The sequence below is a fragment of the Nocardia sp. CA-120079 genome (genome assembly GCF_050955745.1).
Lineage (GTDB): Bacteria > Actinomycetota > Actinomycetes > Mycobacteriales > Mycobacteriaceae > Nocardia.
The window spans coordinates 1990467-2012867 of sequence record NZ_CP192088.1; the positions used below are offsets into that span (position 1 = coordinate 1990467).

Consider the following 22401-nt stretch of genomic DNA (forward strand, 5'->3'; position numbering starts at 1 on the left):
GCCTCACTCCGCGGCGGGATCGGACAGGGTTTCGGCGATCCCGGCGCGCACGACCTTGCCGGTCGCATTGCGGGTCAGGGGCGTTGTGGTGATCCGCCACTTGGCGGGCACCTTGTAGTACGCGATGCGCTGCTTCGCGAATTCGGTCAGCTCCTGTTCCGTTGTGGCGGAAGCGTTCTCGACAACCACCAGCGCCGCGATCACCTGGCCGAGATCATCGTCGGGCAGTCCGACGACGGCTGATTCGCGCACCGCGGGATGTTCGTCCAGGCACTGCTCGACCTCGGTCGGGTAGACATTCTCGCCACCGCGCAGGATGAGATCCGAACGCCTGCCGGACAAACGGAGTCGGCCCTGCTCCAGGATTCCGATATCGCCGGTGCGCAACCAGCGCTCGGGCGTGATAGCGGCTGCGGTCGCGGCCTCGTCCGCCCAATAGCCGAGCATCACATAGGGGCTGCGCACCCAGATCTCACCCTCGACGCCCTCGCCGACGGGTTCGCCGAGCGCATCGCGGATCTGCAGGTCGACTCCGATCACCGGGCGCCCGACGGTATCCGGGAAGGCGGCGAGTTCGGCCGGTGCGGCGATGGTCGCCGCGGTACTGCATTCGGTCATGCCGTAGCTGGTCACCAGCGCCGTCTTGGCGACCGGAAGTTGTTCGCGCAGTTTCTGTTGCAGTGCGGCCGAGGACGGCGCCGAGTTGAGCGAGAAGGCGGCCAGCGAGGTCAGGTCGTACTTCGACAGATCCACTTCGAGCAGGCGACTTGCCATGGTCGGCATCGCACCCCAGTTGCTGATCCGTTCCCGTTCGATCAGCCGCAGTATCCGCTCGGCATCGAACGCGCCCTGGTAGATGACGGCGGTGTCGCCGGTCACCATGCGCGGCAGCACCAGATTGTGCAGGCTCGCGATGTGGAACAGCGGGGAGGTGAGCAGGAAGCGGCGGCCCTTCGGACTGCCGTCGTCGACACCACCCTGGAAGGCGGCCGCGAGTGCGTCGTTGAAACGGTGATAGTCGATGACCGCCACCAGGTTTCGATGCGAATGCACCGCGCCCTTGGGGCGGCCGCTGGTGCCGCTGGTGTAGAGGATGACCGCGGGATCGTCCTTGTCCACCGGAGTATGCGGTAGCTCGCCGTCGCCGAATTCGGCGATCAGTGCGGGCAGGTCGTGCTCCATGGTGAGCACCGGGACCCGAACGTCCAGCTGCGCCACCTGAGCCGCGCGTTTCGCATCGACGATCAGGACCTTCGGGCCGGTGTGCTCGAGGCCGTAGGCGATTTCGCGCGGCATCCACCAGGCGTTGTAGCCGACCGCGATCGCACCCAACGTCTGCGCGGCCCAGAACGTCACCACCCATTCGGGAGTGTTGGCCGCGAGAATGCCGATCCGGTCGCCCTTTTCGACGCCGTACCGGTCCCGCAGCGCACGAGCCAGCGCACCGACGGCCGCCGCATGCCCGGCATAGGACATCCGCCGGTCCTCGGTGACCAGGTAGTCGCGATCACCCAGGGCGACCGAGGCCGCGAGCACTTCGCGCAACGAGTGCACTCGGTTCTTGATCACCGGAATCGGCGCGCCGAGTACATCTTCGACCGTCGTCTCGAATGGTCCGCCTGGACCGGTCAGCCGGGCAACGGCCTGCGCGGCCAATTCCTGTGGATCGAAAGACTTTGTCATAGAAGGCACTTCCTCGTGGGTTCAGGGCACCAGTACGGCGCGGCCGGTGATGAGCCCGCGCTCCAGTCGGTCGAGGGCGGCGCGACCGTCCGCCAGATCGAAGCGTTCGGTTTCGACGGTCAGCCGACCCGACTGGGCCAGGGCAACGGAGTTGATCAGGTCGGATTTGGTGCCGCCGTAGGACTTTCGGATCGAAGCGCCCCACGGCCAGCCCGGACCGCCCGCTGGTCCAGCCGTAATTTCCGGTGCGCCGCCGCCGAGCCCGATCATGCGGTACGCGCCATTGGGGGCAACAGATTCCACCGCCAGCCTGGCCGTCGCATCGACACCGACGAAGTCGAAGACCGCATCGGCACCACGGCCATCGGTGCGATCCAAGATTTCGCGCGCGGTTTCGGCGCCGGAGAGCAGACCCTCGGCCGCACCACAGCGAGCGGCCAGGGCGAGTTTGTCCTCGCTCACGTCAACGGCGATCACATGCGTCGCGCTGGTCGCGGTGAGTATCTGCACCGCGACATGGCCGAGTCCACCGATGCCGATCACTACCGCGACCGAACCGGGGTACAACTGCTCGCGCGCGCCGTCGATGGCGTGATAGCTGGACAGCGCCGCATCGGCCAGCGGCGCGGCCTGCAGGAAATCCAGCTCCCCGATGGGCACGAAAGAGCTTGCGGGGATGCGGATGTACTCGGCCATACCGCCGTCCGGACCGAGTCCGGGACAGGGCGGCATGGCAGTGCGCCCGGCGGCGCGGCACACATTCTCATTGCCGCGCACACACTCTCGGCAGACGCCGCACGACCAGCACAGATAGACAATGCCGCGCTCACCGACCACCCGGCCGTCGACAGCACTGCCGACCGCCTCGATGGTGCCCGCCACCTCGTGTCCGAGCGTCAGCGGATCCTCGCGCATCTTGAACGGAATATGCAGCACATGCAAATCGGAATGGCAGATGCCTGCCGCACCGACGCGCAGCAGCAGATCCGCCGGCCCGATCGTGGGTACCGCGACCTTGCGCAGTTCGAGCACACCGGGTTCGGTGAGCTGCAGTGCGCGCATCATCCGCGCACCACCGAAAACACCGCGCGCAGATAGGCATTCGCACGATCGGAGCCGATGAGTCCCGGCGCCATCTTGTTCATGGTGTAGGCGAAGGTGACTCGATGATCGAGATCGTTGACCACGATGGCGCCGCCGAATCCGGCCCACCAGCAGACCTTCCCGTCGGGCACCTCCGGCGCGGTCTGCGACTGGGGGAGGCCGTAACCGAGGCCGAAGCGCAGCGGCAGCAGCAAGGCCAGATCCGCGCCGTCGGACTGCTGTTCGAAGATCAGATCGATTGTCTTCTCCGACAAGAACCTTCGCCCGCGCAGCGCACCGCCGCAGGCGACCAGCGACTGCACTGCCGCCACCGAATGCGCATTGCCGTGTCCGTTCACTGCGCCGATCTCGGCCTTCCGCCATGCGGCACTATTGGCCTCCGGAATATCGAGCAGGGGACTGGTGAGTGTCTTGACCAGGATGCTGTCCTGATCAAGCGTGGCCATATCGAATTCCAGCAGCGGCGGCGGAACGAGTGGTGCGATGCGGTGATGATTTTCCGGTGCGGTGCCGATATGGAAATCGGCATCGAGCGGTCCGGCGAGTTCGTCGGCGAAGAACTGGCCGAGGGTGCGGCCCGTAATTCGACGGATCACTTCGCCGACCAGATGCCCGTAGTTCAGTGCGTGATAGCCCGATGCGGTGCCCGGTTCCCACCACGGCGGCTGGGTCGCGAGCCGTGCGCTCGCCGCCTCGGCGTCGTAGATATCGGCCAGCTCGATCGGCCGCTCCCAGCCCGAGACTCCGGAGGTATGGCCGAGTAGCTGGCGAATCTCGATATCGCCCTTGCCGTTCGCGGCGAATTCCGGCCAGTAGTGCGCGACCTTCTGTTGCACATCCAGCTCGCCCCGGTCCACCAGCAGCAGCGCCGACAGCGCGGTCATGGTCTTGCTGATGGAAAAGACGTTGACCAGGGTGTCCTCGGTCCACGGCACGGTCCGTTCGAGATCGCGGTGCCCGCCCCAGATATCGACGACCGGTTCGCCGTCGACGGTCACGCAGATCGATGCGCCGAGTTCCTCGCCCGAAGCGATCTGGTCGGCCAATTCTTGTCGCACACCGGCGAATTCGTCGGTACAGAAGCCTGATGTCGTCATCGCGGCGCCCTCACGCGTTCTCGAGCGCCCTGGCGGGCACCGGCAATGCATTGCCGGCAGCAGCGGCTCGCTTTGCGCCCTTTGCCATTTCCCGATTCATATCGCGCACATAGGGCTCGAACTCGACCTGAATCGTATGCCGGGGCGAGTTGTAATACCGTCCGGTGCGACGCTGTTCGGCCGCCGCGATCTCGGCAGTCATCTCCGTCTCCGACGGCGGCAGGTACTTACCGGTCAGGTAGGCCGCGACCAACTTGCTCTGCTGTTCGGCGAAATTCACCAGGGTCGGCAGCGGTTGGGCCAGACCGAGATAGAACAGATTGTCCACACCCGGCTTGATCATCTGCTTGAACAGCGGGATGCGATTCTGCTCGTCCGGCACCAGCTTCGGATCGGAGAAGAACGGGAAGCTGATGTGATAGCCGGTGGCACAGACGATTACGTCCACTTCTTCCGTGCTGCCATCGGCGAAGTGCACCTGCGTGCCCGCTAGAGCGGTAATGGCCGGTTTGAAGGCGATATCGCCGCAGCCCGCGCGATGCAGGAATTCCTCACTTGCCGACGGATGTGCCTCGAACGGTTTGTGATCCGGTTTCGGTAGTCCGTAGAACTCCATATCGCCGCGGAACTTGCGCACGAAGCGCTGCTTGAGCTTCAAGCTGACCTTGCGCGGAATCCACGGCGGCACACTCTGTTTGTCGCCGACCTTGCCGTTCACATACTTCGGCAGCACCCAGACCCCACGGCGCGCGGAGACGGTCAGCTTCTCGGCGACGAAGCGCTGCGACAGTTCCGAGGCGATATCGAGGCCGGAGTTGCCCATGCCGACCACCACGACCTTCTTACCTCGCATGTCCACCGGATCGAAGGGATCGTTGTAGGCGTGACTGTGCAGCAGCACGCCGTCGAATTCGCCCGGATAGTCCGGAACGCGCGGATCCCAGTGGTGGCCATTGCAGACGATCAGCACGTCGTATGCCCGGGTGCGGCCATCGCTCGCGGTGACCAGCCAGCTGCCGTCGTCCTGCCGCTCGGCCGCGGTGACCTTGGTATTGAACAGGATCTTGTCGCGGAAGCCGAAATGGTCCACGTAATCCTTGAAGTACTGGAACAGCTGCGAATGGTGTGGGAAGTCGGGCCAGTCCTCGGGCGCCGGATAATCCTCGAAGGCGAGCCGGAACTTGCTGGTGTCGATATGCAGCGACTGGTAGCAGGCCGACATCCCATTGGGATTCTTGAAATACCAATTACCGCCGACCTCATCGCTCGCCTCGAAGACCTCGAAGGGAATATCGAAGTCCTGCAGGCGTTTTGCGGCGGTGATTCCGGAGGGGCCCGCGCCGATGACGCATACCCGGGGCAGATTGCTGTGAGTCAATTCCGTAGTCCTCGTCCGAAGGATTGCCGTCACGTGGGCGGCACCGGATCCGGTGCGGCGAACCATCCCGCGCCGCCTGCGGCACGTGGAGTGACGTAGGCAACAAATTAGCACTGACTAGACGTAGTGTCTAGTGAATGACATGATGTCTACCATGCCGACCAAGTCGAACCCGCCCGGACTGAGCCTGCGCGACGAACAGAAGCTGCAGACCCGCGCCAGGCTGATGGACGGCGCCAAGGCGCTGTTCATCGAACGGGGTTATGCGGCGGTCCGGGTCGACGACATCGCCGCCGCCGTCGGCTGCAGCCGCGCCACCTTCTACCTGCACTTCAGCAGCAAGCTGGAGATCCTGCGCGCCATCGCCGAACAGAGCACCGCGCCGACCGCGCTGCACTTCTACGAGGATCTGGACCGGGTACTCGACACCGGCTCCCGCCCGGAATTCGTGGACTGGGTGACTCGCGCCATCGCCTGGTTCCACGAATACAAGGACCTGCTGCCCGCCTGGGACGAGGCCACCGCACTGGAGCCGGAATTCCGCGAAATCGCCCGCCGCGGCATCCTGGCCCTGCCCAACGCCATGACCTCCTACCTCGCCCGCTGGCCCGAGGACCGTCGCGACGAGGCGCGCCTACGCGTGGAACTCCTTGTCGCCCAACTGGAACGCTTCTTCACCCGCTGGGCCATGCAGGGCACCATCGATGTCTCCGCCGACCAGGCCGCCGAAGTCCTCACCGACATCTGGTTTCCGGCCCTGCAGGCCCCCGCCTAGCGGCGGCCGCGGAAGGTGCGGCGAAGGTCCTGGGTCCAGAGGTCCGGGATTTCCCAGGGAATGAAGTGGCCGCCCTGGTCGTGGGCGGTCAGGTTGACGAGGTTGTACCAGGGGCCGCGGTCGCTGGCGCGGAAGTGCTCGACGCGGTCGGCGGTGGTGACGCCGGGTGGATTCTCGTAGCCGACGAAGGTAATGCCGGTGGGTGCCTCGATGACGGGGTCGCGATCGTGGGACGGGGTCCAGGGGTACCGGTTGTTATTGGCGTAGGTGCGGATCGAGGTGCCGATGGAATTGGTGACCCAGAAGATCATCGCGTGGGTGAGCAGATCGTCCTTGCTGAAGACGGTTTCGATATCGCCGCCGTTGTCGCTCCACGCCATCCAGCGCTGGAGTATCCAGGCGAGCATGCCCGCAGGTGAATCGGAGAGGCCGAAGGCCAGGGTGCTCGGTTCGAGGACGTGCGCGGCGAGGTGGACGCCGAAACGGTGCTCCAGCTCGATGATTCGGTCGTAGACATCCTTGGGCAGGCCGTCCGGAATAGGACGCCCGCCGGTTAGGTCCCAGCCCCGGTCACCGTTGAACAGCGTCAGCTTCTGGCCCGAACCGATGTGGATGGCGTAGAGCTCATCGGCATATTTGTGGCCGAGCTGGCCGGTGACCAACGCGCCGACATCGCACCCTGCCGCGGCGTACTTGGGGTAGCCGAGCGTTTCGGTCATAAAGGTGTGCCAGAGGTCGGCGACCTTCCAGAAGTTCATATCCGGATGCTTCGACAGCGGACCGGAGAAGCCGAAACCGGGGAAAGACGGCACGATCACATCGAAGGCGTCGGCGGGGTCGCCACCGTACGCACCGGGATCGGCGAGCGGATCGATGACCTTGGACCAGTGCCAGAACGTCCACGGCCAGCCGTGGGTGAGGATCAGCGGTATCGGATTCGGGCCGACACCGGGCTTGCGCAGGAAATGCACCGGAACGCCATCGACGTCGACAAGGTAGTTGTCATAGGCGTTGATCGCGGCTTCGGCCTTGCGCCAGTCGTATTCGTGCTGCCAGTACTCGACGAGTTCTTGCAGGTAGCCGCGGTCTACGCCGTAGTAGCGGTCGTCATTGCCCACATCGTCGGGCCAGCGCGTCAGCGCGAGCCGCTGCCGCAGATCGGCGAGCACCGCATCGGGTACCTGAATCGGTGTCGGCTGGAGCGGGAACGGGTCGGCGTGGCTCAAAGATCTCTCCTGCAACCGCTTCGCGAATCTCGGATGCCTCGACCGTAGCACTGGCGAAATCGCGAACGAGTCATGCCTCGGGAGGGGAATCCTCCTCGCCGGCAGGCGCGTCCGCCTTGGTCGGCACCGCGACCGGCCGCAACAACACCCAGACCAGGAAGGCGAGCGCCACCGCTCCCATCCCGAGGCCGGCCCAGAGATTCACATTCACTCCGCCGGTCTTGGCTTCCTCGGCCCCGGTGTCATGAACCAGTCCGGTCACAACCAAAACGACGGCATAACTGCCCAGCAGCGCGCCGACAATGGTGCGGATATCGAAAAGCATCGACCGGCCTCCTTATCCGACAATGATATTCAGGACGATGACCAGTACCAGCGCGATCCCCGCGAGCAGCACCGGTCGCTGATACCAGGGCAGATTCGCCTCGTCCGGATCGTGCCGCAGTTCCTTCGGCGTCTCCGAATACACCAGCCCGACCAGTTCGGCATCCGGCTTCGACTGCGTCACCTGGGTAACCGCCACGCTGACCACGATATCCACGACGAACGCCACCCCCGCCGCGACGAAACTCGAACCCTGGCCGGACAATTCGAAGACGCCGGACTTGTGCAAGATGAAAACCACAATGGCCGAGGCGGTTCCGAAGACCAGCCCCATCCAGCCCGCCGTCGGCGTCATCCGCTTCCAGAACATACCGAGAATGAACGTCGCGAACAGCGGAGCGTTGAAGAAGCTGAACAGCGTCTGCAGATAGTCCATCATATTGCTGAAATTGCCCGCGATGAACGCGGTCCCGATCGCCGCGACGGTCGCGCCGACCGTGGCCAGTCGACCGACGTTCAGGTAGTACCCGTCCGGCCGATCCCGTCGCACATACTGCTGCCACAGGTCATAGCTGAACACCGTATTGAAGGCGGAGATATTGGCCGCCATACCCGCCATGAATGCCGCAAGCAATCCGGCGAGGCCGACGCCGAGCAGTCCGTTCGGCAGCACATCCTTCATCAGATACAGCAGCGCCTGGTTATAGGTGGCATCGCCGGAGTAGTTCGAACCCGCCGTCTCCGCCGCCTTGTACTCGCTCATCTGTGGTACCAGCACCGCGCTGATCATGCCGGGAATCACCACGATCAACGGAATGAACATCTTCGGATATGCGCCGATGATCGGGGTACGCCGCGCGGCCGAAATCGAGTGCGTCGCCAGTGCGCGCTGCACCTCGACGAAGTTGGTGGTCCAGTAGCCGAACGAGAGCACGAATCCGAGGCCGAAGACGATGCCGACCACCGAAAGGAAGTTATTGGAAAAGCCACTGAGCGCGTTACCCGGCCAGGATTCCAACTGCGCGCCACCACCGGGTGAAGCGGTCACCTTGTCCCGCAGCCCATCCCAGCCACCGGCCTTGTGCAGACCGACCAGCGTCAGCGGCAACAGTGCGGCGACGATCACGAAGAACTGCAACACCTCGTTGTAGATCGCCGCGGACAATCCGCCGAGGGTGATATAGGAGAGCACGATCACCGCGGCGACGATCACCGACACCCACAGCGGCCAGCCCAGCAGCACATTCAGAATCGAACCGAGCAGATACAGATTCACCCCGGCAATGAGCACCTGCGCGATCGCGAAGCTCAACGCGTTCACCAGATGTGCGCCGGTACCGAAGCGTCGCCGCATGAATTCGGGCACACTGCGCACCTTGGAGCCGTAGTAGAACGGCATCATCACCACGCCGAGGAACAGCATGGCAGGCACCGCGCCGATCCAGAAGTAGTGGAAGGTGGGGAAGCCGTATTCGGCGCCGTTGGCCGACATACCCATGATCTCGACCGCGCCCAGATTGGCGGAGATGAAGGCGAGACCGGTCACCCAGGCCGGCAGCGATCGTCCGGACAGGAAGAAGTCGATACTCGAAGAGACCCGCTGCCTGGCCAGCAGGCCGATACCGATTACGAAGACGAAATACAGCGCTACCAGCGCATAGTCGACGGGCTGCGCGTCCAGGCGCAGTGTCGTCTCGGCTTGTACCGAGACGGCGTCCAGCGCCGATGTGAAAACGGTCGAATCGGCAAGCGGCACAGCGTCGTCCCTCCAGGCGATGAAACCGGACGTCTCGCGTTCTACTGTGCGTGATTGTGCCGCACGCGCGTGGCACATTCACGCACAAAAGTTGGACGGTTGCTCAAGCGATGCGGTGCGCACCCGCATCGGGTACGACCACGAAAGTGCGCGGTACCTCGAAACCCGATCGCGCGAACCGATCTCGCACCGCGTCCGCGACCGCTGCGGTGTCGTCCCGATCGACCAGCGCGATCACGCTGCCGCCGAACCCACCGCCGACCATGCGCGCGCCGTGCGCCCCGGTGTCGAGCGCGGCGGATGCCGCGGCGTCCAGTGCCGGTGTCGAAACCTCGAAATCGTCGCGCAGCGACTCGTGCGCCGCGGTCAGGATCGGCCCGATCTCGCGCGGATCCACACCGCCTCGCAACTTTTCGGCAATCGTGAGCACTCGCGCATTCTCGGTTACCACATGTCGTGCCCGCCGCCGCAATACCACATCGCCGATGCGGTCCACGGCCGCCGGCGATTCGACATCACGCAGCGCGGGTACGTCGAGTGCCGCGGCGGCCGCCTCGCATTGGGCGCGCCGCCGCGCGTAACCACCATCGATCAGCGCATGCGGCTGTCCGGTATCGATCACCAACAGCTCCAGCCCGAATCGATCGAGATCGAACGGAATCTGTTCGTGCGCGACACCGTCGTGCGCGACCAACCGCCGCACATCCAGGAACAACGCATGCCCCGCCGTGCACAGAATCGATGCGGACTGATCGAGCAGTCCGGTCGGCACCCCGGCGTAGTCGTTCTCGGCGGCGCGGGCCAGGTCGATCAACTCCCGATCGGTGACGATGGGCGCGAACAGATCTCGCAGCGCGACCGCCACGGCACACGACAGTGCCGCCGAGGAGGACAATCCGGCGCCGATCGGCACCGCACCGTCCAACTCCAGGTCGATGCCTTCGCGGGCATATCCGCGCCGGGCGAATTCGGACACAACGCCCAGCGGATACCGCGACCACCCGGGCACCCGATCCCGTTCGGCGGCAAGCTCGCTCACCGCGACCAGCACCGTCTCACCCGGCCGCTGTCGCGAGACCACCCGGACCCGGCCGTCGGTTCGCGCTTCCGCCCGACACTCGACTACCAGCGGCAATGCGATGGGCAGCACGAAACCGTCGTTGTAATCGGTGTGTTCACCGATGATGTTGACCCGCCCCGGCGCCACCCACTTCGGCACGAATTCCTCGCTTCGTCGCATTGCCAGTGCCCACGCATGTCATCCCAGCAACCCTGGGCACCACACCCTACGAGACACGCCTCCGGAGCACGTCTTTCACCCCGCTCGGATGCGTGATCGATCGTCTTGACGCACAGTCGGTTTTGACGCAATACCGGCCTAAATAATCCGGCCGATGGTTACGGGAGGGCATTATGATTCAGACAACCCCACGCGGCGGCCTACTCGGGCTGCAGTGGATCGATCGACTACTCCCGCCCATGGGCAGGCCGGACCGCGGCGATCAGCGTGACTCCGGAGCTCCACTGACGATCGAGATCGGCGCGGCGACAGGGGTCGGCCCGACGGCTATGTCGGCCTTCGATGCGGCACTGCGTGACCTGGGAGTAGGTGATGCCAACTTGATCCGCCTGTCATCGGTCATTCCACCGCGCGCCGCTCTGGTCCGAAACGGTCGCGTCCGCAAGCAGATTCCCTGGGGTGATCGGCTCTACTGTGTCTACGCCGCGCAGCACGCGAATGCGGCGGGCGAACGCGCGGGCGCTGGCATCGGCTGGGTGCTGCGCGACGACGGTTCCGGCGCAGGACTTTTCGTCGAGCACGAAGCGGAGACGGCCGCGCAGGTCGCGACGCTGATTCGCGCGAGTTTGACGGATATGACCCGCAACCGGCCGCAGCGCTTCGGCCCGATTCAACTCTGCACCACCGAGGCCCGCTCCGATGGCACGCCGACCTGCGCGCTGGTGCTCGCGGCGTACCACACGACACCGTGGGGTCGACAATGACAGCATCGCGCAGCGCATCCATGGGCAGTGGTGGTCGGGCGACGGGCGGGCTGCCGGAGCTGAGAGTCACTATCGAATCGTCCATTCCGGACGACCGGATCGACATGTTCCACCTGCTGTACGAGGAGGCCTTCGGACCCCTGCGCACCAAGGCCATTGCCAGGCAGGTCCTGCACCGATCGGAATTCCGCGAGGAGATGATCGACCCGCGGGTCGCCAAACACGTCGCGCGCACCGCGACCGGCGAACCCATCGGCATGACGACTTTGACCAAACATCTCGAGACTGTCCCGTGGATCAGTCCGGAGTATTTCGCCGCCCGATATCCCGAGCATGCGGCGCGCGATGCGATCTATTACGCGGGTTTCACCCTTGTTGCGCCAAGTGCCCGACAAGGGGCGGCGTTTCATGCCATGATCAAATCAGTTGTCCAGGTATTGGTGGCCGAGCGCGCAGCGGTCGGTTGGGACATCTGCTCGTATAACAACACTCGGTTTTCCTTCGCCGACAGCATTCGAGCGGTGCTCGATGAGCAAGAGGCGAACGTCGAAGTCGCGGTGGAGGATTCACAGACCTACTACGCGGCGCGGTTCACTGGGGATGGAGCGACCAAGGGGGGCTGATGACCGTCCGCGAAGAGCAGCCGACCATCGTTCGGCACCGCCTCGAAATGCGGTGGTGCACAGTACTTCTCGCGCTGACAGCAATCGGACTCGCGGTGCTGCTCTGTATCGATGTCCGGCCGTTGTCGCTACTCACCATGGCTGCCGTGGTGCTCGGCGCGCTCACCATGATCTTTATCGGCCTGCGGCGATATCGTCCCGAGCGGCCGGTGCCCTGGTATCTGCTCTCGGCCTCGGCCGTGCTGTTCGCGGTGGGTACGGCCATCCGCGAGGCGGACGGCCACGCGCTGCACCCGGTCGACGACCTGTGCACTCTCGCAGGCTATTTCGGCACCGGGGTGGCCGCGGCGCTGTGGTTGCGCCCGCGCCAGGCCAGGCCCAACTACGATCTGCTGCTCGACTCGGCGCTCATCGGACTCGGCGCACTGCTGGCCTCGTGGACGTTTCTGATCTCACCGATCCTGCAGTCGCACGAGACCACCGCGAACACTGTGGTGGCCGCGACCTATCCGGTGCTCGACGCTCTGCTGCTGACCCTGGTCGCGCATTCGATGGCGACCGCGACCCGTTCGGAGACCTCGCTGCGTCTGCTGCACGTCGGGTTGATCGCGGTGCTGATCGGCGATTTCGGGTACAGCCTCGACGCCGTCGGTCGCGCACCCGTCGCGCACGAGTTGCTGCTGGTGCCGCTGCTGGTGGCCTATCCGATCGTCGGTGTCGCCGCGCTGCATCCGACCATGGCGAGTCTCGGTGCGCCACGGCACATCCACCCGCACCACTCGCGGCAGCGGGCCAGCTTCATCGCCGTCGCGTTGATCGTGGCCTCGCTGATTCCGGTGGTCGGCTCCAGTCTGGACACCCTCGATCGGGTGGTGGTCTCGTCACTGTGCGCGCTGCTGCTCATCGGCGTCCTGGTGCGCAGCGAGCGCGCGATCGTCCGCAGTGCGCGCAGTGAACGGCGTGCGCAGTACCAGGCTGACCACGACATGCTCACCGGCTTGCTGAACCGGTCCGCGCTGCTGCGCGCGCTGAATCGCAATCAGGAGCACTGGATCGAGCAGCCGCTGTGTCTGCTGTTCATCGATCTCGACGGCTTCAAGATGGTCAATGACAGCTACGGCCACGCGGTCGGCGACGAGCTGATCGCCAATGCGGCATCCCGGATCCGGCACATCATCCGGCGCGACGATGTGGTGGCCCGTTACGGCGGCGACGAATTCGTGGTGCTCGCACCGCTGGATCGACAGGAGGCCGCCATGCTCGCGGAGCGACTACTCGGCGCCTTCGTTCGGCCGTTCGAGCTGAGCGCGGGCGAAATTCCGATCACTGCGAGTGTCGGCCTGGCCTGCGGCAGCCCACGCAGCTCCGACGACACCATCTACGACCTCATCCGGGACGCGGATTCGGCGATGTACCACGCGAAGGAGTACTCGCTCGGCTATGCCTTCCACGACGATCTGCGCCACGGTGCGGAACCGCGACACAATACCGCCGACTCGGGACGCCGGATCTGGCGCCCGAGCGGCCGCTCCCATAACGCCAACGGTAAATCCGCCAGCACCGCGGTCTAGTCCGAGAGCTCGTCGAGCAGTCGCCGCGCTTCCTCCAACTCGGCCTGTAACTGCTGCACTTTGGACTCCTGGACCACCCGCGCCGCCTCCAGGATTCCGGCAACCACCTCGGCCACCTCCGGATGCAGCACCTTGGCCGCCTGCGCCACCGCGGAGCTGGTCACCGGCAGGCCGCGCACGGACTTCTTCTTGCCGCTGACCACATCGACCGACCATTCGCCATCCGCGGTACCGGTAAGCGTCACCGTGACCTCCGGCGCCTTCGCCTTGCTCCGCGCGGCGGTCGTGGCCTTCGCCGCGGGCTTCGCCGCGCCTGCGGGTGTCGCGGGTTTGGCCGGTTCCGCCGCAGCGGCAGCGGGTTTCGGGGCCGGGGCGGGCGGGGTGGGGCTCGGGGCCGGCCGGGGGGCCGGGGTCGCGGTGCTCGTCAAGGTCGACGGCTGGGTCACAGTGGATTCCTTCCTGGTTGTCGACTTCGGCTGGGCAGAGCTTGTGGTTGCCGCCTTATCCCGTGGCGGCTTGGTCAACGTGACTTCGGTCGGAGAAAAGGACAGTACATCCTTCGATCCGGTCGGCTTGACCCGCAGGAAGTCACTTTCGGATCGATCACCGATCTCGACTACCTTGCCGGACCGTCCCTCCGGCACGCCCACCGCGGCCGCGGTGAACCACACCATCGGCGGGCGGCCGCCGGCGATGTCCGTGGCGATCTGCTGAATCTCAGTGTCCGACAACGGCTGTGGTTTCGTTCGTGGGGACGGCATGGTGGCACTCCGAGCGGTATTCGTGGATGGCTGCGTGCACAGATGATGCCGTACGCCACCGACAGATTCACAGGCCACCACCGAATCCGCCCAGGATCAGCCAAGATTCCGTATTCCAGCGAACGCGCAGCAACAGTGCTGCCGCGCGTATTCGGATGGTCACCGGCACTCGTGCTCGACGATCCGCACGAGCGTGACGATCTGCGTCGGCCATTCCGCGCGCGGACAGTCTTCGTGCCCGGCAAAGTCGGCGAGCGCGGCCGAAAGCGCCTCTCCGCCAATACATTCTCGGCGGCGAGGCGCGTTGAACCATTCGACGTCAGATCAGGCATTGGTCCTCCAGGAGGTCTCATGCTCATCACTATGTCGTCCGCGTATCCGTTGGCCGCCCGCCCACAGCAGACATGAATCCCCCGAAATCCCGGTCGGACCTGGGATGATCGGGCCAACGATCTGGCTGCCGGCCAATGGTGCCGGTCATACGAGACCGGTCAGCTGTTGCGCCCAGCCGACGCAGTGGCCAGTTCCTCGTGCAGGTATGGGCTGATGTTGCGCATCGCGCGTGCCACGTAGTCTTGCTTCTCGCCGACCGGAGCGACGTAGTGCAGGGCGCTTTCGGCCGCTTCGACACTTTCCAGGCGGGCGATCAGCCAGGCCGCGAGGTAGTGCGATGCGAGGCAACCACCTGCGGTGGCGACGTTGCCCTTGGCGAAGAAGGGTTGTTCGAGCACGTCGACTCCGGCTGCCTGGACCCACGGTTTGGTCGTCAGATCGGTGCACGCGGGAACGCCGTCGAGCAGTCCGAGCTCGGCCAACACCAACGTCCCGGAACACTGTCCGGCCAGCAGTTGCCGAGAAGGGTCGAGTCGCAACCGCGCCATCAGTTCCTGGTCGGCGACGACTTCACGGGTCTGCGCCCCGCTGCCGACGATGACCGCGTCGGCGGTGCCGGCTTCCTCCAGGGTGGCCATCGACTCGATAACCACACCGTTCATCGATCGGATTCGTTGCGTAGGACTGGCGATCGATACCCGCCAGTCGGGCTTCTTGATTCGATTGAGAACTCCGAGCGCGATGAGGGAGTCGAGTTCGTTGTAGCCCTCGAAGGTGAGGATGGCGATATGCATGACGGTTGCCTTTCCCGGTCGCTACCAGGCACCGTATGACCCTGATCCAATACAATCAAGAAATTGTCGTGCATACAATCGGAGCGTGGCGGTCTCCAGATACAAAGGCGTCGTTGACGCGTTGGCGTCCGACATCCGAGCGGGGCGGTTGGCATCCGGGACGCGTTTGCCGACCCATCGCCAACTCGCGGCCAGGGAAGGGCTGGCATTGGTGACCGCGTCGCGGGTCTACGCCGAGCTCCAAGCCATGGGCTTGGTGAGTGGGGAACCCGGCCGGGGGACCTTTGTTCGCGAGATAGCGCTGTCGCCCAGCCAGGGCATCGACCAGCAGATAGCCGCCGCGGACGTGGTGGATCTCAACTTCAACTACCCCGCACTACCCGGTCAGGCCGACATGCTGCGGCAGGCACTGCGCCAGCTCGCGTCCTCGGGTGGCCTGGAGGCCCTGTTGCACTATCAGCCCCATGGCGGGCGCCAGGATGATCGGGCCACAGTAGCCCGCCATCTGCGGCGGAATGGGTTGCCGGTCGGCGGTGACCAGGCACTGATCGTCAATGGCGCGCAGCACGGACTGGCCGTTGCCGCCATGGCGACGCTGCAACCCGGAGACGTCGTAGCGGCCGATGCCCTGACTTATCCGGGCTTCAAAGTGCTGGCCACCGCGCTCCGGTTGGAACTGGCCCCGCTGCCAGCGGCAGGGCAAGCGCCCGATCTCGACTTCCTTGAAAAGCTCTGTGCGACGCGACGGGTCCGTGCCGTCTACACGATGCCGACGCTGCACAACCCGTTGGGATGGGTTACCACGATGGACCACCGCGAGCAGTTGGTCGAGATCGCGCGCCGCTACGGCTTGCTGATCATCGAGGATGCCGCGTACGCCTTCCTGGCCGAGCGGCCACCGCCCCCATTCGCGGCGCTCGCACCGGAAAGGACCGTCTACGTTTCGGGACTCTCCAAGAGCGTCGCGACCGGCCTGCGCTTCGGATTCGTAGCTGCCCCAACCACATTGGTGCCCGCCATCGAGCGCGCGATCCGCGCCACCGTATGGAACGCCCCCGCGGTGATGACCGCGATCGCGTGCCGGTGGCTCGATCAGGGCACAGTCACCCGGCTGGAGACACAAAAGCGCGATGATGCGAGGATCAGGCAGTCGATCGCCCACGCTGTTCTGGCGGGGCTACCGCTGGTCAGCCATCCGTCGTCGTACTTCCTCTGGCTTCCCCTGCCCGAGGACGTACGGGCCGACCAGATAGCGGCCGCACTCATGCGCGAACACGTATCGGTGTCCACGGCGGAGCCGTTCGCCACCTCCGCGCACGTGCCACACGCGCTCCGGCTGGCTCTCGGCTCGACAAATCTGGACACCCTGCGCGCAGCGCTGGACAAGGTAAAACGAATCGTCGATGCATACACCTATCGCTGAGTCGGCAAAGACAACCTCGCCGTTCCAGCTCGTAACGCGCTCTATCCAGGCGATCAGATCGTCTTCGACTTCTTCGCGATCGAGTTCCCTGTTCGAGACGATCGAGCTTATCGGCCACTCGGAATATGCGATTGATGGTGCGGCACATCACCTCCGATGCGCCGATCGATACCGGTCCTCCCCGCGAGACGGGGCGTATCCCTGCACAGCAGGGCGTGGTGCCGCTGGCGGAGACATTGCACGCCTTCCGCATCGGCTTCGAATTCCTGTGGTCGGAACTGTGCGGTTGGGTCCGCTCCTCGCGCTGCCGCGCGAGGAGCGGACCCGGCTGCTGGAAACCCGCGAGTATTGGTTCGCCGCAGGCGGTTCGGCCGCCGAAACCGGCCGCCGCCTGCACGTGCACGCCAATACGGTCCGCTACCGGCTCCGCAGGATCGAGGAGTTGACCGGTCGTTCCTTGGTCGATCCGCAGGCCGTACTCGATCTCGGTGCGGCACTACAGGCATTACCCGTCCGCAATGGTGCCGACGGTCCGCGCTGATCGGTCGAGCGTTGGTCACTTCCCCTGGAATGGGGAATTCACCGTGGTGAGGTACTGGATCGAGGCACCGATCGCGACCGGTGCGGTCACCAGGATCTGGCCGGCGAGCACACCGAGTGCACCGACCGCGACGATGCCGCCCAGGCAGCCGATGGCGGCGGCGGGAATGAACGGACCGAATAGGCCGACGATGGTGGCCGAGGCGACGGTTGCCCCGGCGATACCACCGAGTATGCAGCCGACGGCGCCGCCGCCGATACCGCCGACCAGGGTGCCGAGCGTGGCGCCCATGCCGATGGTGCTGGTCATGCGGGACCAGGCGGCCTGTTCGCGATCGTATTCGGTCTTCCAGGGTGCCTTGTCCTCGTAGGGCAGTGCGACCGGCTTATAGGTCGCGCGCGCGATGTCGAGCTGCGGCGTGAGAGTCGCTGTGTTATCGGCGATTTCGGCCGCGATCGGGAATTCGAATTCGTCGACCCGGAAGGTGAGCGGCGTGCCCGCGACGGTTGTTCCGTTGGCGGCCTTGATCTTCAGCGCGCCGTCCTCGACGCTCAGCGAACCGGAGTCGGTGGTGATGATCGACTGGGTGTCGGTGGTCTGGGCGGTGAAGTTGATCGAGTCGGCGGACTCGATCGGTTCGGCGGAGCTCGCACCGGCGGAAATCCCCATCGCGGTCGTCATGAACGCGGCGGCCAGGGCGAACTTATTGATCTTCATGAAATTGGTGAATCCTGTCTGTTCGAGGCATGGCGATACAACGGCCGTACCTCTGACGTTCGGTAGGTCGAATTGGTAACTGCCGGAGCCCCTCACGCCCCGGCAGTCGGTGCGTCGCGCGCTTTCGCCCGCCGCGCATGACATGGCGGCGTGATGACGTGCGCGGCACGTGAATCGGTGTGCGGGAACATCCCGCGGCACTAGGCCGTGGCGCGCTTACCCACCACTAGGCCGACGATGATGTCGACGCCGAGGAAGGCGAGCAGGCTCAGCCCGACCAGCGGCACGAACCAGCCGACAACCAGCGCGGCCGCCACGATGGGCACCGCGAGCCACGGCGAGGTCTGGCGCAATGCGCCGCGACGTGGTGCGCGTCCGATGGCGAACCGCGAAGCGCCGCGGGTCGGCCGCCGCTTCCACCACATCAGGTAGCCGAGCACGAGCACGACGATCAGCCCGATCATCACCGCGAGCAGCAGCAACTGGTTGAGCAGCCCGAACATCAGGCCCATGTGGAACTGGATGCCCCAGTTGGTGAGCTTGGCCATGATCGGCCAGTCGGCGTAGGCGAGCTTGTCGGTGACCGTGCCGGTCGCGCCGTCCACGGCGACCGCATCGACGGTGTAGGTGCCGGGCATGCGCCGTTCCTTCACCGCGAATGCGGCACCGGGTTTGGCCGGAATGGCGATCTCGCAACCCTGGGTGACGCCATTGGCGCGGGCCGCCGCATAAACCCCGTCGAGCTGCGCGATCCGGGTCGGGACATCGACCGGCGCGGGCGAATGGCCGCCGCCGTGGTGCTCGCCGCCGGCGTGTTCCTGCGTGGCCGCACCCGGCAGTGCGGTACTCACGGCAGGTGTGGTCCAGCTGAGCTGCTCGCGCAGTTCGGTGATGTTCTCACCGGCATAGGTCGACCAGGTCATCCCGGTCGCCGACAGCAGCAGGATCACCGGCATGATCCAAATACCGACGGCCCCATGCCAATTCATGGAACGCCCGCGACCCTTTTGGGAACCGTCCGGTGCCAGCAGCCAGGCGGCGGAGTTGCGGTTGCGGCGTCCGCGCACCCGGCGGATCCACAGCACCAGACCGGCCAGCGCCACGACCCACAGCCAAGAGGCGGCGAGTTCGCTGTAGACGCGTCCAGGCTCGCCCAAGTGCAGATCCCGATGCAGCCTATCGATCCAGGTGCGCATCGGAAGCGCACCCGAACTGCCGTACACCACGTCGCTGCCGACCGGCTGCGCGGTATACGGATTCACGAAGACCGCACGCCGTTCGGACTCGCCGAGGGACGGGTCGTCGAACAGCACGCGGGTGGTGTCGTCGGCCTCGGGTGCCGGTGCCACCGCGATCAGCTTCAGCTTCGGCTGGGTGGCGACGGCCGCGGTGACCTGTTCGGACAGCGGCCGCATCTCGCCGTTCGCCTCGACTCGCAACAGGTCGTGCGAGGTAATCGATTCCAGGGTCGGAGAGATGGCGTAGAGCGCTCCGGTGACCGCGGCGATCAGGATGAACGGTGCGACGAAGATGCCCGCATAGAAATGCAACCGCATCGCGAGTGGATAGAGGCCGTTGCGCGACCGTATTTCCTTTGCCGGAGCCGACGATTCGGCATCCGGCGGACTGGTGTCCGTAATGCTCATGGTTATTCGTTTCTGGAGTTCGGAAGAACCCGGGAATGGTCGAGCGCGCGACAACGTGATTCGCGAGAAATCCGCATGACGCTGCGAAATCTCACCAGCGAAAGATGTTGCGCGAAAACGACGACGCACGAGCCGAGCCCATGCACCGGGTAAGGGAAATCAGCTACCGAACGCCGGCGGCGGACCGCGTGTGCGCAGTGATTCCGCCGCGAATATGCGCAGAATCACACGATCGCGATGGGTCAGGCGCAGCGGCACCGGACCGGCAATCGCGGGCGGGTGATACCGCATCGGCAGCACCCGCGACAGCACCGCACAACCGATCCGATACGCGGTCTCCGCACCTCGGATCACCACCGCCGCAAGCATGGCCGCGACGAGGTGCGCGGCGACCATACCTGGCGTGAGCTGGGCATCGCCGTGATGCATATGCCCCGTACCCCAACCCATGGTGACGTGCCCGAGCAGCTGACCCGCGACGAGCACCGAGATCAGCCCGATCGAGGTATCGCGCAGCGGTGCGAGGCCGGCGACCAGTGCACCGACCACTGCGGAAGCGGCAACGAGGAGCGCGAGCGTGGTACTGCTCGGCGGCATCCCATCGGAGGCCCACCCGTGTGCCGCAACGGATATGGCACCGGAGATCGAACCGGCACATGCGCCGCGCACCCGCGCGACGGCGCTGCGATGCCCCGCAGCGGCCGGGCCGAACTCGATACTCACGCGCTGATGATAACCGACGAATTACCCACCGATTCCCACCCGAGTGGCGGCCGGGATGTACCGAGTTTCCAGCTGGAAGAAAAGCAAAAGCCGCACACCTGGCGAATTCGCAGGTGTGCGGCTCGGCCTCGAATCAGTCCGCGTCGATTTCCATCTCGATCAACGGCTTGCGCAGCAACTTACCGGTCGCATTGCGCGGCAGCTCATCGAGGAAGACCACTTCGCGCGGCACCTTGTACCGTGCCAGGTTCGCCTTGACATAATCCTTGATCTCCTGTGCGTCGCGCTTGGACTCCGGGCCGGGAACGACGAAGGCACGCAACCGCTTTCCGAATTCGCGATCGTCCACGCCGACCACCGCGGCCTCGAAGATATCGTCGCGGCCCGCGATCAGATTCTCCACCTCGAGCGGGAAGACGTTCTCACCGCCGGAGACGATCATGTCGTCGTCGCGGCCGTCGATGTAGAGCAGGCCGTCGGCATCGAAATGCCCGACGTCACCGCTGGACATCATGCCGTCGACGATCTCCTTGGTGCGGCCGTCGGTATAGCCGGTGAAGGCGAAACCGTTGTCCACGAAGATGGTCCCGGTGACATTCGGCTCGGTGATCGGCTTGCGGTTCTCGTCCAGCAGCACGATCCGGATGCCGACCGGCGCCTTACCCGCGGTGGTCGGGGCCTTGCGCAGATCCTCCGGGGTCGCGACGGTCATGACCGCGCATTCGGTGGAGCCGTACAGGTTGTAGAGGCTGTCGCCGAAGTAGTCGAGGGTGCGGGTGACCACATCGGGTGCGATGGCCGAACCGGCCGCGAAGATCACCTTGATGGTGCGCGGGTCGTACTTGGCCAGCACCTCGTCGCCGAGATCGAGGATGCGCTGCAGCATGGTCGGCACTACGACCAGCGAATCCGCTTGGTACTGCTGGATATTCGCGAGCGTCTTCTCCGGATCGAACCGGCGCTGCTGGAAGATCACCCGGTTGCCGAGGGCAAGACCCAGGGTGAACTGGGAAAGTCCGGTGCCGTGGAAGATCGGCGCGGCCATGATCATGGTCCCGTTATTGGGCAGCGGCACCCGGTGGACGAACTGGGCCGAGGCGAACGGGCTGACCCGGTCGCGCGGCGCGCCCTTCGGCGTGCCGGTGGTGCCGCTGGTCAGGATGACTATGCCGCCGGGCTTGGTGGGCGCGGGCAGCGGCGCGGTGGAGCGGGCCTTGATCAGCGATTCGATGGTCGAGACCGACGGGTCGACATCGTCCTTTTCGTCCACCCAGGTGAGCACCCGGGGGATCTCAGCCGGGATGGCGCTCATCAGGTCGAGGAATTCGCTGTCGTGCAGTACGGCCTTGACGTTCTCGCGCGCGGCCACATCGGCGAACTGCGGCTTCGCGAAGCCGGTATTCATCAGCACCGTGCGCACACCGAGTTTGCCGGTCGCGAGCAGGCTCAGCACCATGCCGCGATGGTCGCGCGCCAGCAGCGCGACGACGTCACCAGGCTTGATTCCCTGCGCTTCCAGCCCGCGAGCCAGGGCGCTGGACTGCTCGTTGAGCTCGCCGAAGCTCACCTCGCCACGCTCGTCGACGATGGCGGCCGCATCCGGTCTGGTCTGCGCCGCGTGCATGACGACACCGGCGAACGGGCCGAATTTGAGCACATTGAACGCGGACCGTGCCGCGTGATCGGGTCGGAGCGGATTGAACAAGCGCCGCTTGACCATGACATTCACGCCCTGGGCGAAATCGCCCGCCTTCCGGACGGAGTCATTGAGCGCAGGCAGGGATAGAGACATTCGTCAACGCCTTCCGCGGTCCACCCACCGGGACCGGGGGTGGTGTGGACCGCAACTTCGAGATCCAGTGCTGCCGCTAACAATAGCAAGCATCTGTGACTCGCTGTGTCACGTATCTCAGTTGTCCCTA

The 22401-nt window shown here is 65.2% G+C and carries 19 protein-coding genes and 1 pseudogene; 6 read left to right on the forward strand and 14 right to left on the reverse strand.

Going from position 1 to position 22401, the window contains the following annotated elements; translation table 11 throughout:
* Nucleotides 1–3: 3 nt before the first annotated feature.
* From ACQPYR_RS09150 to ACQPYR_RS09165, 4 genes are read right to left on the reverse strand one after another with little or no spacing between them, the layout of a single operon-like run.
* Nucleotides 4–1683 (reverse strand): class I adenylate-forming enzyme family protein, encoded by a 1680-nt coding sequence (locus ACQPYR_RS09150; protein ID WP_433629934.1) that lies wholly within the window; start codon nucleotides 1681–1683, stop codon nucleotides 4–6.
* A gap of 21 nt (nucleotides 1684–1704) precedes the next feature.
* On the reverse strand, nucleotides 1705–2745 hold the full coding sequence (locus ACQPYR_RS09155; RefSeq protein ID WP_433635074.1) for an NAD(P)-dependent alcohol dehydrogenase: 1041 nt from the start codon (nucleotides 2743–2745) through the stop codon (nucleotides 1705–1707).
* On the reverse strand, nucleotides 2745–3884 hold the full coding sequence (locus ACQPYR_RS09160) for a serine hydrolase domain-containing protein (RefSeq protein ID WP_433629937.1): 1140 nt from the start codon (nucleotides 3882–3884) through the stop codon (nucleotides 2745–2747). Before ACQPYR_RS09160 ends, ACQPYR_RS09155 begins: the two co-directional genes overlap by 1 nt.
* A 10-nt stretch (nucleotides 3885–3894) precedes the next feature.
* On the reverse strand, nucleotides 3895–5262 hold the full coding sequence (locus tag ACQPYR_RS09165) for a flavin-containing monooxygenase (RefSeq protein ID WP_433629940.1): 1368 nt from the start codon (nucleotides 5260–5262) through the stop codon (nucleotides 3895–3897).
* A 154-nt stretch (nucleotides 5263–5416) separates the two neighbouring features.
* Here ACQPYR_RS09165 and ACQPYR_RS09170 point away from each other — a divergent pair, with 154 nt between their 5' ends.
* Nucleotides 5417–6037, forward strand: a complete 621-nt coding sequence (locus tag ACQPYR_RS09170; RefSeq protein ID WP_433629943.1) for a TetR/AcrR family transcriptional regulator — start codon at nucleotides 5417–5419, stop codon at nucleotides 6035–6037.
* On the opposite strand, the gene ACQPYR_RS09175 is transcribed toward ACQPYR_RS09170, so the two are convergent.
* The 4 genes from ACQPYR_RS09175 to galK all read right to left on the reverse strand — a co-directional run bounded on the left by ACQPYR_RS09175 (nucleotide 6034) and on the right by galK (nucleotide 10583).
* Nucleotides 6034–7263 (reverse strand): epoxide hydrolase family protein, encoded by a 1230-nt coding sequence (locus ACQPYR_RS09175; RefSeq protein ID WP_433629946.1) that lies wholly within the window; start codon nucleotides 7261–7263, stop codon nucleotides 6034–6036. The two genes, ACQPYR_RS09170 and ACQPYR_RS09175, sit on opposite strands and share 4 nt — an antisense overlap.
* A gap of 70 nt (nucleotides 7264–7333) precedes the next feature.
* Nucleotides 7334–7588 (reverse strand): hypothetical protein, encoded by a 255-nt coding sequence (locus tag ACQPYR_RS09180; RefSeq protein WP_387289832.1) that lies wholly within the window; start codon nucleotides 7586–7588, stop codon nucleotides 7334–7336.
* Between the two features lie 12 nt (nucleotides 7589–7600).
* Nucleotides 7601–9307: a sodium:solute symporter family protein gene (locus ACQPYR_RS09185; RefSeq protein ID WP_433635075.1), complete on the reverse strand. Its 1707-nt coding sequence runs from the start codon at nucleotides 9305–9307 to the stop codon at nucleotides 7601–7603.
* A gap of 139 nt (nucleotides 9308–9446) precedes the next feature.
* Nucleotides 9447–10583 carry a galactokinase gene (galK, locus tag ACQPYR_RS09190; RefSeq protein ID WP_433629949.1) on the reverse strand — a complete coding sequence of 379 codons (1137 nt, stop codon included), beginning with the start codon at nucleotides 10581–10583 and terminating at the stop codon, nucleotides 9447–9449.
* Between the two features lie 173 nt (nucleotides 10584–10756).
* Here galK and ACQPYR_RS09195 point away from each other — a divergent pair, with 173 nt between their 5' ends.
* From ACQPYR_RS09195 to ACQPYR_RS09205, 3 genes are read left to right on the forward strand one after another with little or no spacing between them, the layout of a single operon-like run.
* Nucleotides 10757–11347, forward strand: a complete 591-nt coding sequence (locus ACQPYR_RS09195) for a pyruvoyl-dependent arginine decarboxylase (RefSeq protein WP_433629951.1) — start codon at nucleotides 10757–10759, stop codon at nucleotides 11345–11347.
* Nucleotides 11344–11970 (forward strand): hypothetical protein, encoded by a 627-nt coding sequence (locus tag ACQPYR_RS09200; protein ID WP_433629953.1) that lies wholly within the window; start codon nucleotides 11344–11346, stop codon nucleotides 11968–11970. The genes ACQPYR_RS09195 and ACQPYR_RS09200 overlap by 4 nt, the downstream gene beginning before the upstream one ends.
* On the forward strand, nucleotides 11970–13541 hold the full coding sequence (locus ACQPYR_RS09205; RefSeq protein WP_433629956.1) for a diguanylate cyclase domain-containing protein: 1572 nt from the start codon (nucleotides 11970–11972) through the stop codon (nucleotides 13539–13541). The genes ACQPYR_RS09200 and ACQPYR_RS09205 overlap by 1 nt, the downstream gene beginning before the upstream one ends.
* On the opposite strand, the gene ACQPYR_RS09210 is transcribed toward ACQPYR_RS09205, so the two are convergent.
* Both ACQPYR_RS09210 and ACQPYR_RS09215 read right to left on the reverse strand, forming a co-directional pair.
* A complete protein-coding gene (locus tag ACQPYR_RS09210) occupies nucleotides 13538–14272 on the reverse strand; it encodes a DUF6319 family protein (protein WP_433629959.1) in 735 nt (244 codons plus the stop codon). The genes ACQPYR_RS09205 and ACQPYR_RS09210 overlap by 4 nt on opposite strands.
* A gap of 521 nt (nucleotides 14273–14793) precedes the next feature.
* Nucleotides 14794–15429 (reverse strand): DJ-1/PfpI family protein, encoded by a 636-nt coding sequence (locus ACQPYR_RS09215; RefSeq protein WP_433629962.1) that lies wholly within the window; start codon nucleotides 15427–15429, stop codon nucleotides 14794–14796.
* Nucleotides 15430–15514: 85 nt separating this feature from the next.
* Between ACQPYR_RS09215 and ACQPYR_RS09220 the strand changes: the two genes are divergently transcribed.
* Nucleotides 15515–16852: a PLP-dependent aminotransferase family protein gene (locus tag ACQPYR_RS09220; protein WP_433629965.1), complete on the forward strand. Its 1338-nt coding sequence runs from the start codon at nucleotides 15515–15517 to the stop codon at nucleotides 16850–16852.
* A pseudogene (locus ACQPYR_RS09225) lies at nucleotides 16833–17297 on the forward strand (helix-turn-helix domain-containing protein); the annotation flags it as partial. The gene ACQPYR_RS09220 and the pseudogene ACQPYR_RS09225, both read left to right, overlap by 20 nt.
* 111 nt (nucleotides 17298–17408) lie before the next feature.
* Here ACQPYR_RS09225 and ACQPYR_RS09230 read toward each other — a convergent pair.
* The 4 genes from ACQPYR_RS09230 to ACQPYR_RS09245 all read right to left on the reverse strand — a co-directional run bounded on the left by ACQPYR_RS09230 (nucleotide 17409) and on the right by ACQPYR_RS09245 (nucleotide 22271).
* Nucleotides 17409–18110: a hypothetical protein gene (locus tag ACQPYR_RS09230; protein WP_433629968.1), complete on the reverse strand. Its 702-nt coding sequence runs from the start codon at nucleotides 18108–18110 to the stop codon at nucleotides 17409–17411.
* Between the two features lie 200 nt (nucleotides 18111–18310).
* Entirely contained in the window at nucleotides 18311–19756 is a 1446-nt protein-coding gene (locus tag ACQPYR_RS09235) for a PepSY-associated TM helix domain-containing protein (protein ID WP_433629971.1), read from the reverse strand.
* A gap of 159 nt (nucleotides 19757–19915) precedes the next feature.
* Entirely contained in the window at nucleotides 19916–20479 is a 564-nt protein-coding gene (locus ACQPYR_RS09240) for a hypothetical protein (protein ID WP_433629973.1), read from the reverse strand.
* Nucleotides 20480–20612: 133 nt separating this feature from the next.
* A complete protein-coding gene (locus ACQPYR_RS09245; protein WP_433629976.1) occupies nucleotides 20613–22271 on the reverse strand; it encodes an acyl-CoA synthetase in 1659 nt (552 codons plus the stop codon).
* Nucleotides 22272–22401: the final 130 nt, after the last annotated feature.